The sequence below is a fragment of the Corynebacterium sp. 2571A genome (genome assembly GCF_055700935.1).
In genome coordinates, this window is record NZ_JASTTE010000002.1 from 270,955 (window position 1) to 285,782 (window position 14,828).

The 14,828-nt window shown below is 58.7% G+C and carries 26 protein-coding genes; 20 read left to right on the plus strand and 6 right to left on the minus strand.

The genetic code is table 11. From position 1 onward, the window contains the following. Window positions 1-36: 36 nt before the first annotated feature. Both QQS53_RS04665 and QQS53_RS04670 read right to left on the minus strand, forming a co-directional pair. Complete coding sequence (locus QQS53_RS04665; RefSeq protein WP_472774747.1) at window positions 37-1,194, minus strand: tyramine oxidase subunit B; 1,158 nt, start codon at window positions 1,192-1,194, stop codon at window positions 37-39. A gap of 390 nt (window positions 1,195-1,584) precedes the next feature. Then, window positions 1,585-1,857, minus strand: a complete 273-nt coding sequence (locus tag QQS53_RS04670) for a hypothetical protein (protein WP_472774748.1) — start codon at window positions 1,855-1,857, stop codon at window positions 1,585-1,587. Between the two features lie 696 nt (window positions 1,858-2,553). Here QQS53_RS04670 and QQS53_RS04675 point away from each other — a divergent pair. Then, window positions 2,554-3,093 carry an HNH endonuclease gene (locus QQS53_RS04675; RefSeq protein ID WP_472775052.1) on the plus strand — a complete coding sequence of 180 codons (540 nt, stop codon included), beginning with the start codon at window positions 2,554-2,556 and terminating at the stop codon, window positions 3,091-3,093. Here QQS53_RS04675 and QQS53_RS04680 read toward each other — a convergent pair. From QQS53_RS04680 to QQS53_RS04695, 4 genes are all read right to left on the minus strand, one after another. After that, entirely contained in the window at window positions 3,059-4,156 is a 1,098-nt protein-coding gene (locus QQS53_RS04680; RefSeq protein WP_472774749.1) for a tyrosine-type recombinase/integrase, read from the minus strand. The two genes, QQS53_RS04675 and QQS53_RS04680, sit on opposite strands and share 35 nt — an antisense overlap. Before the next feature lie 176 nt (window positions 4,157-4,332). Beyond that, window positions 4,333-4,929, minus strand: a complete 597-nt coding sequence (locus QQS53_RS04685) for a hypothetical protein (RefSeq protein WP_472774750.1) — start codon at window positions 4,927-4,929, stop codon at window positions 4,333-4,335. Further along, window positions 4,926-5,303 (minus strand): ImmA/IrrE family metallo-endopeptidase, encoded by a 378-nt coding sequence (locus tag QQS53_RS04690; RefSeq protein ID WP_472774751.1) that lies wholly within the window; start codon window positions 5,301-5,303, stop codon window positions 4,926-4,928. The genes QQS53_RS04685 and QQS53_RS04690 overlap by 4 nt, the downstream gene beginning before the upstream one ends. Continuing rightward, window positions 5,296-5,787: a hypothetical protein gene (locus tag QQS53_RS04695; RefSeq protein ID WP_472774752.1), complete on the minus strand. Its 492-nt coding sequence runs from the start codon at window positions 5,785-5,787 to the stop codon at window positions 5,296-5,298. Before QQS53_RS04695 ends, QQS53_RS04690 begins: the two co-directional genes overlap by 8 nt. Window positions 5,788-6,227: 440 nt before the next feature. On the opposite strand from QQS53_RS04695, the gene QQS53_RS04700 reads away from it, so the two are divergent. The 19 genes from QQS53_RS04700 (at window position 6,228) to QQS53_RS04790 (ending at window position 14,826) form a co-directional block, all read left to right on the plus strand. Further along, window positions 6,228-6,950 carry a Rha family transcriptional regulator gene (locus tag QQS53_RS04700; RefSeq protein WP_472774753.1) on the plus strand — a complete coding sequence of 241 codons (723 nt, stop codon included), beginning with the start codon at window positions 6,228-6,230 and terminating at the stop codon, window positions 6,948-6,950. A 46-nt stretch (window positions 6,951-6,996) separates the two neighbouring features. Continuing rightward, entirely contained in the window at window positions 6,997-7,158 is a 162-nt protein-coding gene (locus QQS53_RS04705) for a hypothetical protein (protein ID WP_472774754.1), read from the plus strand. A 741-nt stretch (window positions 7,159-7,899) separates the two neighbouring features. Continuing rightward, window positions 7,900-8,085 carry a helix-turn-helix domain-containing protein gene (locus QQS53_RS04710; RefSeq protein ID WP_472774755.1) on the plus strand — a complete coding sequence of 62 codons (186 nt, stop codon included), beginning with the start codon at window positions 7,900-7,902 and terminating at the stop codon, window positions 8,083-8,085. An 82-nt stretch (window positions 8,086-8,167) separates the two neighbouring features. After that, window positions 8,168-8,368, plus strand: a complete 201-nt coding sequence (locus QQS53_RS04715) for a hypothetical protein (protein WP_472774756.1) — start codon at window positions 8,168-8,170, stop codon at window positions 8,366-8,368. Further along, the gene (locus tag QQS53_RS04720) at window positions 8,346-8,534 is read left to right on the plus strand and encodes a hypothetical protein (RefSeq protein ID WP_472774757.1); all 189 of its coding nucleotides are present in this window, start codon (window positions 8,346-8,348) and stop codon (window positions 8,532-8,534) included. The genes QQS53_RS04715 and QQS53_RS04720 overlap by 23 nt, the downstream gene beginning before the upstream one ends. A 1-nt stretch (window position 8,535) precedes the next feature. Then, a complete protein-coding gene (locus tag QQS53_RS04725) occupies window positions 8,536-8,718 on the plus strand; it encodes a hypothetical protein (RefSeq protein ID WP_472774758.1) in 183 nt (60 codons plus the stop codon). Next, entirely contained in the window at window positions 8,715-8,984 is a 270-nt protein-coding gene (locus QQS53_RS04730; protein ID WP_472774759.1) for a hypothetical protein, read from the plus strand. The genes QQS53_RS04725 and QQS53_RS04730 overlap by 4 nt, the downstream gene beginning before the upstream one ends. Window positions 8,985-9,306: 322 nt before the next feature. Continuing rightward, window positions 9,307-10,317, plus strand: a complete 1,011-nt coding sequence (locus QQS53_RS04735) for a YqaJ viral recombinase family protein (protein WP_472774760.1) — start codon at window positions 9,307-9,309, stop codon at window positions 10,315-10,317. Continuing rightward, window positions 10,314-10,820: a hypothetical protein gene (locus tag QQS53_RS04740; RefSeq protein WP_472774761.1), complete on the plus strand. Its 507-nt coding sequence runs from the start codon at window positions 10,314-10,316 to the stop codon at window positions 10,818-10,820. The genes QQS53_RS04735 and QQS53_RS04740 overlap by 4 nt, the downstream gene beginning before the upstream one ends. Next, on the plus strand, window positions 10,801-10,986 hold the full coding sequence (locus QQS53_RS04745) for a hypothetical protein (protein WP_472774762.1): 186 nt from the start codon (window positions 10,801-10,803) through the stop codon (window positions 10,984-10,986). Before QQS53_RS04740 ends, QQS53_RS04745 begins: the two co-directional genes overlap by 20 nt. Window positions 10,987-10,988: 2 nt before the next feature. Continuing rightward, window positions 10,989-11,753, plus strand: a complete 765-nt coding sequence (locus tag QQS53_RS04750; RefSeq protein ID WP_472774763.1) for a recombinase RecT — start codon at window positions 10,989-10,991, stop codon at window positions 11,751-11,753. After that, a complete protein-coding gene (locus QQS53_RS04755) occupies window positions 11,754-12,197 on the plus strand; it encodes a single-stranded DNA-binding protein (protein ID WP_472774562.1) in 444 nt (147 codons plus the stop codon). A 61-nt stretch (window positions 12,198-12,258) separates the two neighbouring features. Continuing rightward, complete coding sequence (locus QQS53_RS04760) at window positions 12,259-12,489, plus strand: hypothetical protein (RefSeq protein ID WP_472774764.1); 231 nt, start codon at window positions 12,259-12,261, stop codon at window positions 12,487-12,489. Then, entirely contained in the window at window positions 12,489-12,671 is a 183-nt protein-coding gene (locus tag QQS53_RS04765; protein WP_472774765.1) for a hypothetical protein, read from the plus strand. Before QQS53_RS04760 ends, QQS53_RS04765 begins: the two co-directional genes overlap by 1 nt. A 95-nt stretch (window positions 12,672-12,766) precedes the next feature. Beyond that, the gene (locus QQS53_RS04770; RefSeq protein WP_472774766.1) at window positions 12,767-13,282 is read left to right on the plus strand and encodes a hypothetical protein; all 516 of its coding nucleotides are present in this window, start codon (window positions 12,767-12,769) and stop codon (window positions 13,280-13,282) included. Beyond that, complete coding sequence (locus QQS53_RS04775) at window positions 13,279-13,725, plus strand: hypothetical protein (protein ID WP_472774767.1); 447 nt, start codon at window positions 13,279-13,281, stop codon at window positions 13,723-13,725. The genes QQS53_RS04770 and QQS53_RS04775 overlap by 4 nt, the downstream gene beginning before the upstream one ends. Next, window positions 13,722-14,105, plus strand: a complete 384-nt coding sequence (locus tag QQS53_RS04780; RefSeq protein ID WP_472774768.1) for a hypothetical protein — start codon at window positions 13,722-13,724, stop codon at window positions 14,103-14,105. The genes QQS53_RS04775 and QQS53_RS04780 overlap by 4 nt, the downstream gene beginning before the upstream one ends. Window positions 14,106-14,168: 63 nt before the next feature. Beyond that, complete coding sequence (locus tag QQS53_RS04785; RefSeq protein ID WP_472774769.1) at window positions 14,169-14,573, plus strand: hypothetical protein; 405 nt, start codon at window positions 14,169-14,171, stop codon at window positions 14,571-14,573. An 82-nt stretch (window positions 14,574-14,655) separates the two neighbouring features. Beyond that, a complete protein-coding gene (locus QQS53_RS04790; protein WP_472774770.1) occupies window positions 14,656-14,826 on the plus strand; it encodes a hypothetical protein in 171 nt (56 codons plus the stop codon). The last annotated feature ends 2 nt before the right edge of the window (window positions 14,827-14,828 follow it).

Sequence of the window (14,828 nt, forward strand, 5' to 3'; positions counted from 1 at the left end):
TGGAAACTAGATGATTGCTGGGTTGGCACCGGCGCCCTAGGACAGCGCCGGCACGTCCCAGAGGTTGAGCGGGGTGCCCAGGCCCTTGTCGCGGGCTTGGTCGAGGACGTCCGTGGCCCACGCGACGTCCTCGACGGGCATGCCGCCGATGGAGTAGAAGAAGATTTCCTCGTCGTTGGTGCGGCCGGGGGCCTGTCCGTCGGCGATGGCGCCGATATTGGCGATGTCAGACTCGTCCAGCTTGCCCTCCTGGACCATGTCCCACCAGCGGTTGCCGGGGATGCCGAGCAGGCGCTCGTACGTCACGTCGGGGCCGTTCTCGTTGAACCACTCGGCGTACAGGCCCTTGTAGTCCACCACGAGGCGGGCCCCGCCGGAGGCGACGAAGTCATCGTCGAAGCGGGCGGCGGCGGGCGCCAGCACCAGCGCGCCAGGCTTGAGCCAGTCCTTGTTGAAGTAGGGGAAGCCCTGCGGGCCGTCCTGGGAGGTCGAGGTGCCCGCGATGAGGATATCGGAACCTTCCACCGCCTCCTGCTCGCTGTCGACGACGGTGAACTCAATGTCCGGGTGTTGCTCGCGCAGGTAGTTCGCGGTGCGCACGGTGGAGGCGGCCGTGCGCCCCTTGATCTTGACGTGCTTGATGGACGGGCGCTGGGTAATAGAGGAAGCCAGGATGGTCCGCGACATCACGCCCGGCCCGATGATGCCGACCTCCTCGGCATTGTCCACGGCCAGGTGCTTCACGCCCACGGCCGGCACGGCGCCGGTGCGGTAGGCGGAGAGCAGGTTCGCGGACATGATGGCCTTCGGCGCTCCCGTGACCGTGTCGTTGAGGACGAAGACGTGAATGGAGCGCGGCAGCCCGTGGTTGCGGTTGTCCGCGTTGGAGCCGTACCACTTCACGCCGGTGTTGTTGAAGCGGCCGCCGATATAGGCCGGCATGGCCATGAAGCGGCGGTCGGGGCCGTTGGCCGGCATGCCCTCGAACTCCGGGTCATCGGGGAAGTTGATCTGCGCGCCGTGGCTGTTGGCGGAGGCGCCAGCCATACGGTAGTCACCCTTGTCGAGCAGGATGAGGGTTTCTTCCATGGTTTCGACGCATTTGGCGGCATCCGTCACGCCGGCGTCGATCATGTCTTGTTCGGACAACCAGATGAGGTCTATTCGGGTATCAGGTTGTTCACTTGCTGTCATGGGCCTGCTTTCTGTGTTGAGCGCGCTTGCGGGCTCGCGGCGAAAAACTACCTTGGCTCACCCGCGAAGGCGCGACTGCGAAATCCAAGGTCGTAGGGCCCAGCGTATAGAAGCCACCCACGCGCCGTACCCACTTTGCGTTCTACCCCCGCACCGAAACCAGGCAAATATGTCTATTGCACTCTACGTTTGCCCGCAAAAACTTCCAAAAACCCCTATGCTGCGACGATGCCCCATACCGGGGGTATTTGCGGGGTAAATAGGGTTGCTCCGACTAAATCCATCGGCGGGGTTATATTCCTGATTGCTCGGGCTGTGGGGGTGCCGCAGAGCCGGACGCCTCATATGTGCTGTGGAGCCTGCTGCCTTGCCAGGGGGGTAGCAACCGGCCTAATTCGTGTAGGGGTCGTTCGCTCGGCAGTATTCTTCCGAGTTGGTGGAAATGCAGTTCATCCACCAACTTTGGATTTCACCGCTGGAGGGGTTCGGGTTGCCGTTCTCATCGTGGCCGTATCCGCAGATTGCCGCAGGGCACGTGCCCCCGTCGGCATAGGGGATGGTCGCGGGATCGGGAAGTCCGGCGTTGGCCTCGGCCTCACGATACTCTTCAGCGCCTTCTTGGTTGGCGCAGAAGTCAGTAGGTTGAGTGGTTCCGTCTGACATCCGCGAAGGACCCGGTGTCCCGGGGAGACACTCGACAACGTAAGGCTCTTGTGGTTCCGTATCCGATGCTGTGGGATCAGGGGATTGTGCCGCAGGTTCTTCGCAACTCGGTTCTTCACTGGTTTCCTGCGGAGTGCTTGGCTTGGTGCTCTCGCTGGAAGTTGTGGACGCACTGCTAGTAGAGGAGGCAGAAGTGTGGTCCTCGGAAGGGGCGCCTTGCTCGTCTCCGCATGCGCTGACGAAAAGAAGTGAAGCAAAAACCAGGGGTAAGACGCGGCGCATTGTGCGGCCTTTCAGGGGGCAGGGAAACAGGGCATTGGTCATCGATAGGAGATGGCGTGGATGTCTCTATTTATACCTCACGAGGCGAGGAGGAGCGCCGTATATAGGCAAAAGAAAAGCCCGCTGTAAACAGCGGGCTTGGTTTGCTCCTCCAACTGGGCTCGAACCAGTGACCTAAACCGGGTTTAACCAGCATAAACACCATATTTAAGCCCCCAGGCACGACAAGCCCACGACACCCGAAAAGAGGTATACTTAAATGGGTAAAGTGCCCGCGATGGCGGCAACCATCCGAGCACGCGGTCGAACCTGAATAGGAGATTCGACATGCCCAAGGGTACATGTTCATTTGATAATTGCGGACGATACGATAGCCACCTAAGAAGAGGGCTCTGTCACAGCTGCTACGAGCGGATGCGCCGAGCAAATCGTCTAGATGAATTTGCAGCCAGGCCAAAAAGGATTCCTGCCTACGAGAGAGCAACGAAAATCGGATGGGAAATCCGTCCGGACGGTTGTTGGAACTGGAAAGGAACCATCAACTCCTACGGCTATGGCACTATCTTTATCGGAAGTTACGGTAAGAATAAATCTCCACGTCGCTCAATCGTCACACGAGTAGTATGGGAACATCATAATGGGGACATCCCGGATGGTTACTTAATTTGTCATACTTGCGACAATCCAAGGTGCGTTAACCCGAAGCACCTTTTTGCAGCTCCTCCGAAAATTAACACTCACGACATGCTGGCAAAGCGCCGTAACCCGAATGGAGAAAGGCACCCTAACTTTAAACTAACTGATGCAGAAGTGGCTCAGATTAGGTTTGAATACAAGGGGAAACACGGAGACCTAGCCCGGCTAGGCAGAAAGTATGGGGTTTCAAGAAACTGTATATCTCTCATTGTTAAATCTAAGTCTAGGACGACTTTAACGAATCCAGTGCTGAAGTAATCTTTTGGTCAATTTTGTCCCCCAGTTTCTGCAAGTCCTCATCCCACAGCGCTGAGTAAACATCGAGGGTCATAGCCGCCGAAGAATGACCAAGCTGCCTTTGAACTGCAAGCACATTCGCCCCGGCGGAAATCATCAGTCCAGCCGCAACGTGCCTTAAACCGTGCGGGGTGACTCGCGGGAAATCCGGGTACTTCTCCATGCAGCGGTCTAGCGCGTTGTAGTACCACTTCCCATGCGTTGGTGGTTTCATCGGCGTGCCGTCACGACGCGGCCACAACAACTCATCCGGGCCTTTTCCGTCCATCACTGGCACCAGCATCCGCATCACCGAAGGAGGCACAGATACTTGGCGCACCTCATGCGTCTTAGGCGTTCCAATAATCACCTCACTACCCACAGTGACCGCGTTACGCTCCACGCTGATGCGATTCCTTAGCACGTTCACATCCCGCACCCGCAATGCCGCCGCTTCACCCCAACGCAGCCCCACCGTGCCCAAAAGCCACACCAACTCCCGATAACGCGTACACTCACCCACCAGCAGACTTAGTTGCTCCGCCGTCAGATACACTTTCCGCGCCGCATCCTTACGCGGCAGTTTCACACTCCGCGCCGGATTCTCACGCACAGCCTTATCCATCACCGCCAGGTCAAGAATCTGCGCCAGCACCGCATGAGCTTGCCTCACTAGCGACGCAGACCTATCCAAACTAGACACCCACGCCTGCACCTCCGAAGGCTTAATACCAACCACCTGCCGTCCACCCCACTTCGGCTCCACATGATTGCGCCAGACTGCCAGCATGTCATGCCGCGTCTTAGGCTTCAGGTGAGTAAGGTTCGCTTTCCACGGTACGGAAACCTCACCAATAGTTACTTTTCCGGCGTTGGGGTCAATCCAGTCATTTTCACGAACTGCAACCGCGTTTTTATCCGCCCACGCCTGAGCCTCAGTCTTCGTACGAAAGCCCTGCTTAGTCCTCGACCTGCCATCCGGACTGCGGTATTGGACTCGCCACGCGTTACCTTTGGCGGTCTCATATTTTTTAATCGAAGCCATGCTAAAATCACTTCCTAGCCGGGCGGCCCGTAAGACAGCCCCCGGCACATTTCGAGAGGAACACCCCTGGCACTTTCGTGTGCCAGGGGTGTTTTGCTTTATACTGCTGGTGGCCCACACCCCCATGGGCCAGGACACCCCGTGTTGAGCACAGGTCCACGGGGTCGTTCCTTGTTTTATCGAGCTAAGCATTCCTTAGCAGCGTTGGTGCCGTCTAACGGCCCGCCAGGGGTTTCCGGCCAATTGAACAGCTCGGCGGTGCCAGGGCTAGCAGATGTAATTGGGCCGCTACCGTCTATGGGTGCCGTGAAATCAGCGGCGAACGGTTCATCTTCACCTTCCCAGGTGATGTTCGCAGCGATGAAGTTATTGTCCGCGCCCTGGACCATGACCGCCTTATCGACTGTGGAGTGGGCACCATCGTCCCACTTGTCGCCGTCCATGATTCGCTGCATTGTCTCATCCGGCACTGGCAGGCACTCCCAGTCTTGGCCGGCGACGTTCACCGTGTTGGTCTTTTCTTCTGACTGGGTTTCTTCTTGCTGCGTGGCTTCCTCGTCCGCAGGGGCTTCTTCCTGCCTGTCCTCGGCTGGGAGCGGCTCCGAAGTGACCTCTTCAGAATCATTGCCAGTGTTTTTATTTTCGCTGTCGGTGACAGCGTTTCCAATTCCTGCGAGGACGAGGACTGCGATGAGGATTACCCACCAGCGCTTCCACCAGGGCTTCTTCTTCGATGATTCTTGCTGCTGGGAATAGGGGGTCTGGTCGGTCATGCTGCTTGCCTTTCGTAGAGAGATTGCCAAGTTTTTAGGACTTTGACCGTCACGCCGAGCTCGTGGGCTAGGACGGAGGGGTGTGGTCCGTAGATTGCTTCTGTGGTGGCGTAGTCGTGGGGGTTGATGAGGAGGCGGGCGGCGAATCGGTCGGCACGTAGCTCGTGTGGCCCGTGGTGGCCGGGCGGGTCACCGTAGTGTGCGTGGCCTAGTTCGTGGGCTAGGGAGCACAGGGTGGTGACGTCGTCCATGCCGACGCGCAGTGTGATGGTGTTGCGGTGGGGGAGCCATGCTGCTTTCGGCCCGCCGCGGTGCCACCTCACCCGATACCCGCGCCGCTGCGCCACATCAATGAGGGCGTCAACGTTAATCAATCAAATCTTCACCTCGTTTCTCACGCTCAGCTTGCTCGTCGGGGGAGGAGTCAGCGGCGTGCGGGATACTGTCATCCCAGTCCATGACCGTGCCGTCATCCTCGTCCTGTAGTGAAGCATGAGCGCCGGACACGGGGGCACCCGCACGACGAGAGGCCAACTCGTCTATCTCATTAGCGCGGGTCGCGGGGTTGAGTCGACGTGCAAGCTCTATGGCTAGTTCACCCTCGTCGGCGGTAGATACTAGGGCGCCGTCGGAATCGAGGAAATCAAGCACTTCTTGGTAGGGAATATACCCCAATTCGACTAGAGCGAGAGGGCGGTTGATTCCTAGCGCTTCGCAGAGTGTGAGTAAGTCGTCCACGGGGAGACCCTCATTAAGGCGCTTGTTTGCGGTCTTCCGGGTGACTTGGAGGATGTTTGCGATGCCCTGGTCCGTGATGCGGATGCGCGATGTTTCGCTTAGCCACTGCTTGATATCCATGGCTGTAACCCTAACACAGTGAGTAAAAAATTACACACTGAACGGGTAATGACGTGCCCAAATGGTAACTTCCATCCCCCCATTCGTGTAATTACACTTGCTGGTTACAGGTGGGGTGTGTAAATTCAGTTACACAGCGACCGGAAGAAAGGAGGAAAAGGGAATGTTTCTACTCTCTCTCGATGAAATCGACCGAGTGAAACGACTTCATCACATCACGTCCACCACGGGCCTAGCAGAAAAAACAAGCCTAGCCCGAAAGACCTGGACCACCGCAATAAACACCCGCAAGCCCACAGTCTCTGTACTTGAAGCGTTAGCAGCACTCGGAGCTAACCCCTCCAAAATACTCGTAGCAGACGAACTCGCAGCATAGGAAAAGGCCCGGTGCTGGAACACCGAGCCAAAGGAAAGTACCACTTACTAAGGAGCGTATCACAATGAACAACCAACTGGTTCACGCTAACGCTGACGGGACCCTAACTACCACTTCGGAGATTGTCGCCGGGGGTGTAGGGATTCAGCACAAGAACGTTCTGGAAACGATTCGTAAGAACCAAGCAGACTTCGAGGAGTTTGGAAGGGTCGCGTTTGAAACGCGGACCCGTCAAACCGCAGGCGGAGCACAAAAGACCACCATCGCGGTTCTGAATCGCGAGCAGGCGATGTTCGCCATGACCCTGTTCCGCAATACGCCGGTGGTGGTTGATTTCAAGAAGAACCTCATTAAGGCCTTCGTAACTATGGAAAACCAACTGGTGCAGGCTGAGCATCAGGTGAATGCTTTGATGCGTCAGTCGCAGATGCAGATGGAGTTGTGTCAGGCAGCGAAGGGGCTTATCCACCCGGACCACTTGGAAGCGAAGGCCCGCATTGTTCTGGCCCGTGGTTTGGGTGAGGCCCCAGAACTCGACCCGGAAACCCGCCCCCTGTACACAGCGGACTTCTTGAAGTCCAAGAACCTGTCCAACAAGAAGATGAAGTCCGTGGCCCCAATGTTCGGAAAGCGGATGAAGGCACTGTACACGCTGGAAAAGGGGCGCGAACCAGAGAAATACGACCTCACCCTGCCTAACGGTCAGGTTCGCCAGGTTAACGGCTACACCGAAGCAGACCGGGAGCTGATGCAGCGCGTGTGGGACCAGTACTACACCACCGCATAAAAGAAAGCCCGCATAAAGCGGGATTGAAAAGGAAGGAGTTTACAGCATGACCCGCGATAACAAGGAAACCCCCGGTGCTGGCACACCAGGGGAAACCTATGAACAGTTGACGGAACGGTTGTCAGCTCTTGAACGTCGCACGGAGCGCCTCGAAAGCTTCCTCGTCTGGGAGTTGTCGAGCGGCGACATTCTCAATTCCCGCGACTAGCTCCAGGTTTTTCAATCGAGTTTCGAGGGAGGCAAGAGTCCACAGAGTCTGCATTTCCAAATTGACGAGGTATGAAAACTCTCCGTTCTCCTGCATCTTCTCGAAAAAACGGGCGGTGTCTATTAACCCCTGTCTCGTTAGTTCCTGGTGAATCTTCTGGAAATCGGAATCCATTGTGTTCACCTCCTTTCTTGCGCTGGTTGCGCGGAAAGAAATTTTAGCCCGTTGGAGCGAAGGGTTGGTTCGATTCCAGCCCCGGGCGCGGGGACCGGTGTGTCCCAAAGTTTCGCCACAGTGACCTAAACCCCTTGGGGTTTAGGTAGGGCGAAAAACGTTGTATCGAGAACTCAATAGTGAATTTGCGCCAAGGCTCATACTTACCTACTTGGTGGCCGGCCTGCTCAAGGTCTGCCGTAGTAGGGCCGTTGGAACCTCCACGATTAGCGAGCGTGGAGAGGCAACACCTGGCGCGTAAACAAATTCCAGCCCTTGCCCACTGGTGTGGGCAGCTTTTCCGTATCCCAACTAGCGGATCGGGGAGTATTACAACACTAGCTGTTCAGATTCGATTTCTGACAAGGGCACTGGGGGGTTCGTGGGTTGTCCAGCATTTGCCCACCAAGGGGTTAACCGGCACGCCGGCACTGACCACCTGCACCCCACCCAACACATAAGAAAAGCCCCCGCGTGACGACAGCCAAAATCATTCACGCGGAGGCCCCTATCAGGAAGGTATCCCACATGAATACTACACGTTATTTGACCGTTAAACAGGTCGCCGACATGACCCAATACTCGCCCTGGTTCATCTACGAGGCCCTGAACCGCGGGGTTCTCAAGGGCACGAAGTCAAGCCCGGGGTTCCGCGCTCATTGGCGAATCCGCCCTGATGATGTTGATGCCTGGCTGGAAGGGAACGCACAATGAAACGAATTCTCCGAAGTCTCCAGAGTCTGTTTTATCGGGGCCGTCACCGGCGCGACTACATCATGGTCTGGAGGTAGACCCAGTGCAGCAAATCACCCCAACAGAGCTGGTGAAGCGTCTACGCGACATCGAAGGCCAATATCAGGCCCTCTACCTGGCCGCGCACGCCCCAGAACAGCTCCGCCGCCGCCTACATGACGCGGCCGCTCAAGCCCACCAGATGGCCGTAATGGCCAAGAAATACGAGGAGAAAATCCGCCATGCCCACCCCGACCACAAGTAATGTCCGCCCGCGCCGAATCAGCCCCGACCGCCGAATCGAACGCCTGGAAGAACAGCTCGCCAAGCGAATGCGATTCGCGTGGTTGATGTTCATCTTCGGCACCCTGGCCGGCGCGGTTTTCACCGCGATTATTTCCGCCCCGCCCGTCTGGCTGGAGGCGATGTGACATGCCCATCATCGGATACGACCCCACCCCGCCGGTATCACCTGACCGGAAGAAGATCGCTCTCGCCCGACTAGAAAGCGAAGCCCTGGACTGGGCCCGCGACCACGGGGACATGTTCCCCGTCCTGCGGGATATGTGTCACGAGATCGGTGTCCAAATCGACCACGAAAGAGAGAACCTGTGAAAGACGACGATGAATCTAAGCCGAAGGCCCGCGTCATCCGCAGGGACGGCGTGTGGATGGCTGTGCGCGGCATGTGGAAGCGCACTTGTTCGTCTCATGCTGAGGCCGTGCGCCAGGCGGAATTGCTGTCCAAGAAGAAAATGTGCGTCTTTTCGCAGTGCGTCCGCCCGCAGGTGACTGTCGAGCACCGAGAGTTAGGCCTCTGCGACTTCCACGCCCGAAGAGCAGCCGCAATTCTCGGCTGGGAAAAGCAGGCCGCAGCATGATTGACGACCGTGTAACCCGTGCCGAAAAGGACGCCGGGGTTTATGACTGCGACCAGTGCGAGACCTACCCGTGCGAATGCCAGCCAGACCCAGACCACATCTATGAACTTGCCGTAGGCAAATAAGGAAGGAAACCAATGTTTAACAGTCTGCCGACGCCCGGCCACCTACCGGAACCATCCGCGGAACACCGGAGCTCAGCCGCTACTCTCGCGCAATCCTTTGCCAGCTACATCGATGTGGGATTCACCCGCGAGGAGGCACTCGAACTCGCAAAAACGACGTTGCAGGAAGTCATCCGTCGGCTCCCGAAGGAGGATGAATGACTGGCCGTGTACTGACCGCCGGGCAGGCCGCCAAGCCTGGAAGCCCGGAACACCTGAAGCTAATCACCGCCTCCAAGATACCCGCCATCCTGGGGATTGACCCGTACCGGACGCAGGGGGACCTGTGGATGGAGATGAGCGGGCTGGCTACCCCGGAGGAGCCGAGTGAGGAGATGCGCCGGGCGTGGGCGTGGGGGCATGCTGCGGAGGAGTCTCTGGCCCGGTGGTGGCAGGCCCAACACGACGGGTGGGCGCTGAACGCCAAGCGGGGCGGGACAACTGAAATCGCCTACGCGGACGATAATCTGCCGTTCCCTAATCAGGTCACGCTTGACCGGCGTGCTCGGTCTGGTAGTCGGTATCACCGGCTGGAGATTAAGACCAGCGCCTCGGAGAAAAAATGGGGCGACCGTGACGCGGAACTACCTGGTGACGTGGCGGCCCAGACCATCTTCCAAGCAGGTGTGAGTGGCATCCAGCACGGCACTGTCATCGCGCTTGTCGGTTCCGACCGACCAATGTACCCCCGCACCTATGACGCTCCAGCAGACGCGGAGCTCTTTCAGGGCATTGTGGACGCCGCCCTGGCGTTCTACAAAACGCTAGGGGAGGAGGAGCCACCCGCACCAGACCCGGCACTGTTGGACGCGCTCAAAGCACAACACGCCCCCATTGATGATGGCGACGTCACCGTCCCGGATGATGTGCTGGCCCGCTACCAGCAGACCAAGGACGCGCTGGCTGAGGCTAAGGACGACCATGAGCAGTCCAAGGCCGAGCTAGCCCAGATCCTCGGCACCCACAAGCGGCTCATCGGCCCGGACGGGCAGGTCATCGCCACCCAAACCCCGGGCCGTTTCTCCCAGCGTCACGTCCCCGAAGAATACGCACACCTACTCAAAGACCCGGAGGTCATGACACCCAAACTTGACAACAGGAAACTCAAATCCAAATACCCCGACCTCTACCACGCGGCCACCGGCCCCAACACAGTGAGGTGGACATGACGTACCCGCACGGAGAATGGGGAAAAGAAATCAGGAAAATCTGCGACGCCCTCAACGGGACCTGCACACCGTCCCCCGGGGGGCACTACCGCGTCACGTTCAGTAACGGAAAGCACGTCACCATCCCCGCCACGCCATCCGACCGCCGTGGAAAGAAAAACACAATCCTGGACTGCGAAAGAGCTGCAGGACGACGCCTTCCACGGCAGCAATCAGGAAAATTCACGTTCAAGCGCCCCCAACGATCATTCGCCGATGCACCGCCATCCAGGAAATCTGACGCCACCCTGCGCAACGACGCGAAAATGGCGCGCTTGCAGGAAATCGACCGAACCATAACCCGCTGGCTTGACGACCCGCCTTCATCGCAGGAGCAGGCCGAGAAACTGCTTGTCGAACGCGGCGCGCTGGTCGACGACCTACAAGCCCGCGGACTCGACGTGCCTGAACACTACTCCCAACCAGTCACCGACGGAGACATCAATGACCCGAACGCCACATGATCATCTTTTGCAGCAAGCTCGCGCTGACCACGCCGCCTACAAGGCCATGTGGGAAGAATCAATCCTCGAAGTTGATGAAACCTTTGACCGGTTCAGCGCCGAAGACCCCCACACCGCCGCCATCCTCACCCTGGCAACCATCCTCAACCTACAAGAAGGAGAATAAACATGACTACCGATATTCAGCACTATGGCAATAGTGACTTTGATAAGCAGCTTTCCGCTCAGATGCGACACGCTGAAACGCTTGCCCAGGCCAATATGATCCCCGACAAGTTCAAGGGCAACCCAGCCAACGTCCTCGTTGCTCAAGAAATCGCCCGCAGCATGGGCGAATCCACATGGGTCACGATGACCGAGCTGTACTTCGTCGGCAACGTCCCAACCTTCAGCGCGAAGTACATGCGCTCCCGAGTCCGTGCAGCCGGCCACATCCTCCGCGAGTCCTTCGACCCGAAGACTATGACCGCCACGTGCGTCATTATTCGCAAGGACGATCCAGACTATGAGCACGTGACCACCTGGACGAAGGCAAAGGCCGAAGACCACGGGCTGTGGGGTAAGGGCCACTGGAAGAAGAATCCAGAGCTCATGCTCAAAAACCGCGCCGTGTCTGAAGGCGTGCGCGAATCCTGCAATGAAGTCATGGGTGGGGTGGTCTACACCCCGGACGAAGCCCAATCCATCCAGATGACGGCTACCCGGGATGATGCGCGTGGTGTGTCGCAGGTGCGGGCGGCCCTGGCCGCGAAGAAGGAGCAGGAAGCCCAGGAAGAGCAGGGCGCGCCGGCCCCGTCGAATGTGCAGCGGGTGCAGGCCGTGACCTCCCGCGAGCAGCTCGACAACCTCATGGGCGAATTACAGGCTCAGGCGCAGCCTGATGAGTGGGCCGAGCTCGTGGACGCCGCCAACGCGAAAGCGGAGGAACTCTAAATGGCTTACACCGTACTCACCGGGAATTTGGGCAAAGACCCAGAACTCAAGGCCACCCGCGATGGTAAACCCATGCTCACCCTGTCGGTGGCGTGGTCTGAAAATACGCGTGACGCCAACGGCCAATGGTCTCCTGGCCCGACCGTATGGGTATCCGCGAGGGTCTTTGGAAAGCAGGCAGAACACGCCGCCCAGTCGCTCCACAAAGGCTGCATGGTTACTGTGTCTGGCCAGCTCAAACCCGAAACCTGGGCCTCTGACCAGGGCGAGCAAACAGTCATGACCATGATGGTCGACACCATCGCCCCGGCACTGTTCACTCAGGTCACAGAGGTGCGGAAGGCAGGCCAGCAGGCCCAGCAACCCCAACAGCAGACCAGCAACTGGCAGCCACAGAACAACACCGGGCACGCCTGGAACACCCAGCAAAATCCGCCCTTTTAGCCGCCCCGCCCCGAGCGTATCGGGGCCCTTTTTCTAACCCGCTTCACCCCAAGGAAACACCATGTGCACCTCCTCCTACGGCAAATCTAAAGCCGCCGAGACCATCCGCATCATGCCCCGCGGCGTGAAAAACGACATCATCAAACCAGTCCCGGACATTGACCCCAGCATCATCGAATGGCTCCAGCAGCACTCCTGCATCGTCGCTTCCGCCAAGGCTGAGCACGGCCTGAGGTGGACGAAGCTCGGTAAATCTGTCCGCAAGCAGCTCACGACTCGGGCGGCACTGTAATGGCCACGCCAACCACCAAATACAACCGCCTGATGAGTGACGTCCGCCAGCTCAAACTCGACTTGGAGCAGATGGCCGGACTCGCCCCGTCCCAGGAGCGGGACGCGTTCTTCGACGCCGCCGGCATGGTCAAAAACGTCCTCGAAACCCACGAAAGGAACCACTATTGCTCAGCCTCCTAACCGCCTGGGCCTTCACCCCCGGTGGTGGCCTGGCAGACCCGAACCACCCCATCTACATGCTTCTGTGGGCACTGGCCCAGCTGGAGGTGCTGTAAATGAGCGGACACACCCGCGACCAGATAATCGACGCGTGGGAAGCCCTCGACCGCATGGACGAGGGGCACTACAGCCTGGAGGCCTACAACCGCGACTTGGAGGCGATTAAAGCCGCCCTGCCAGAACGACCGAAGAAGACCATGGCAGAAATTGGCTGGGACCAAGACCAGCATTTTCTCTGGGAGGCCGACTTCAACGGAGAAAACGTCGCCATGCTCGGATTCTCCCTCGACGCTTGCAACATCCTCACCGACAAGGGCCACATCTCGCCCCGCGACCTGACCCCTACCGGGAGGCGGTACAAGCTCGTACTCGACGATGGCCACCCGGAATTTTTAGTGTCTAAGCAGGACTACAAGAACGCGCCTGACGGAACTGTGGCTGTAGATGCTTATCGCCTCACTTCTTGGATTAAGAAAGGCGAAGGCTGGGATTCAGCTATCGATGAGAACGTTGGACACCGCGATATGTTCGGAGAGCCACGCCGTGTTCTTCGCTGGGGGTGGGAATGGTGACTAATTGTGACCGGGCGCTTGCCTCCATGGTGACTCTCACACCACCGGACGGGTGGGGCACCCGGTGCGTTGCGTGGGTGGAGTCCCGCGACGCGGAGTGTGGGAAAGAGGTGAAGCACGGTTTTCTTTGTACCCGCCACACGACGGTGGCTAAACGCCGCTGGGAGAAGCAGCAAGCGAAGCGCCACGCCCGGCAGGAGCAGCGTGCGCGGCACCGGGCGAAGCACCTGCCGGAGTGGCGCGCCGAACTGGCCCGCATTGACGCGGAGCTCACCAAGCGCACCCAACCGCTGACCACTGACCGGGCTTTCTCCGGCGGCGTCGGCGCGGGGCAGCACAGGAAGCACCTTCGCCGCCAGTTCTCCGACGCAAACGTTCAGCGCGTCGGCACACTGCTCCGCCGACGTGAAGCGCTCGACTCCCTGATAGGAGACCACCAATGAGTAACCAAGACCAAGCAGCAGAAGTAATCCGCACTTGGCAGCAGCGGCATAAGAACGCGATGGATAGAAACCCAGACTGGGCCGCGCAAAACCTCGCGGGCGACCTCCACAACGCAGGCCTACTCGCCCCAGGCCTACTAGCACCGGATGCCTCATTCCCCAGCGGGGAAAAGGAATGGGGTGTGATGGACGGCTACGTCAATCTGGACGGCGGGGAAATCACCGTCGCCTACGACGAGCGCGACGAAGACACCTACCTCACCGAACCTGCGCCGGAGCCGGGACAAATCCGCATCACCGACACCAACCAAGGCCGCGAACTCGCTTATAGAATCCTCGCGGCCTGCGACCTGAAGGATGCACAAGATGACCAACTATGACCGGGCCCTCGCGGTGCTCGAAGCGTCCAACTACACGGAGGAAGAATGAGAACACTGGCCGAAATGACGCAAAAGGAGCGAGCTGAGGCTATAGGTTTGTGGTGCAACGTATCCACCGAGCGTTACGTGGCCGTCATCGTACGGATATACGCAGCCGAGGACGGTAAATACGCGCAAATGCTGTGCCCGGAACTCAACGACTACTACACCTCAAACCTGGAAAGCGTCACCCCACGCTTTGACATACCCCGCGCCTGGAACCCAGACGGCACACCAGTAAAAGGGAAGTTGTACACCAGCACAGTCGTCATGAGTGATGTTCACTTCGACCGGGCCGTCCGCATCATCAAAGACTGCGCAGACCAGCCCCCGGAGGTCACAGCACGGGCCCTACAACTCGCGGCGTTACTCCCGTTGACCCTTCATGACCCGGATAACGACAAGCGCAGAATGCGCAACCACCCCTAGGAGGTGATGCCTATGTCCGAAACGTCCCTCAAGATTGGGAGCCTGTTCTCGGGCTATTGACGGCGGCCTCGATTTAGGCGTCATGCAGGTGTTCGACGCCCAGCCCGCCTGGCACGTCGAAATCGACCCTGCCCCGGCCGCCATCCTCAAACACCACTACCCAGACGTGCCCAACTTGGGGGACGTAACACGGATTGATTGGGGAGGTGGTGCCGTAGCCCCGGTGGACATCATCACCGCTGGCTATCCGTAGCC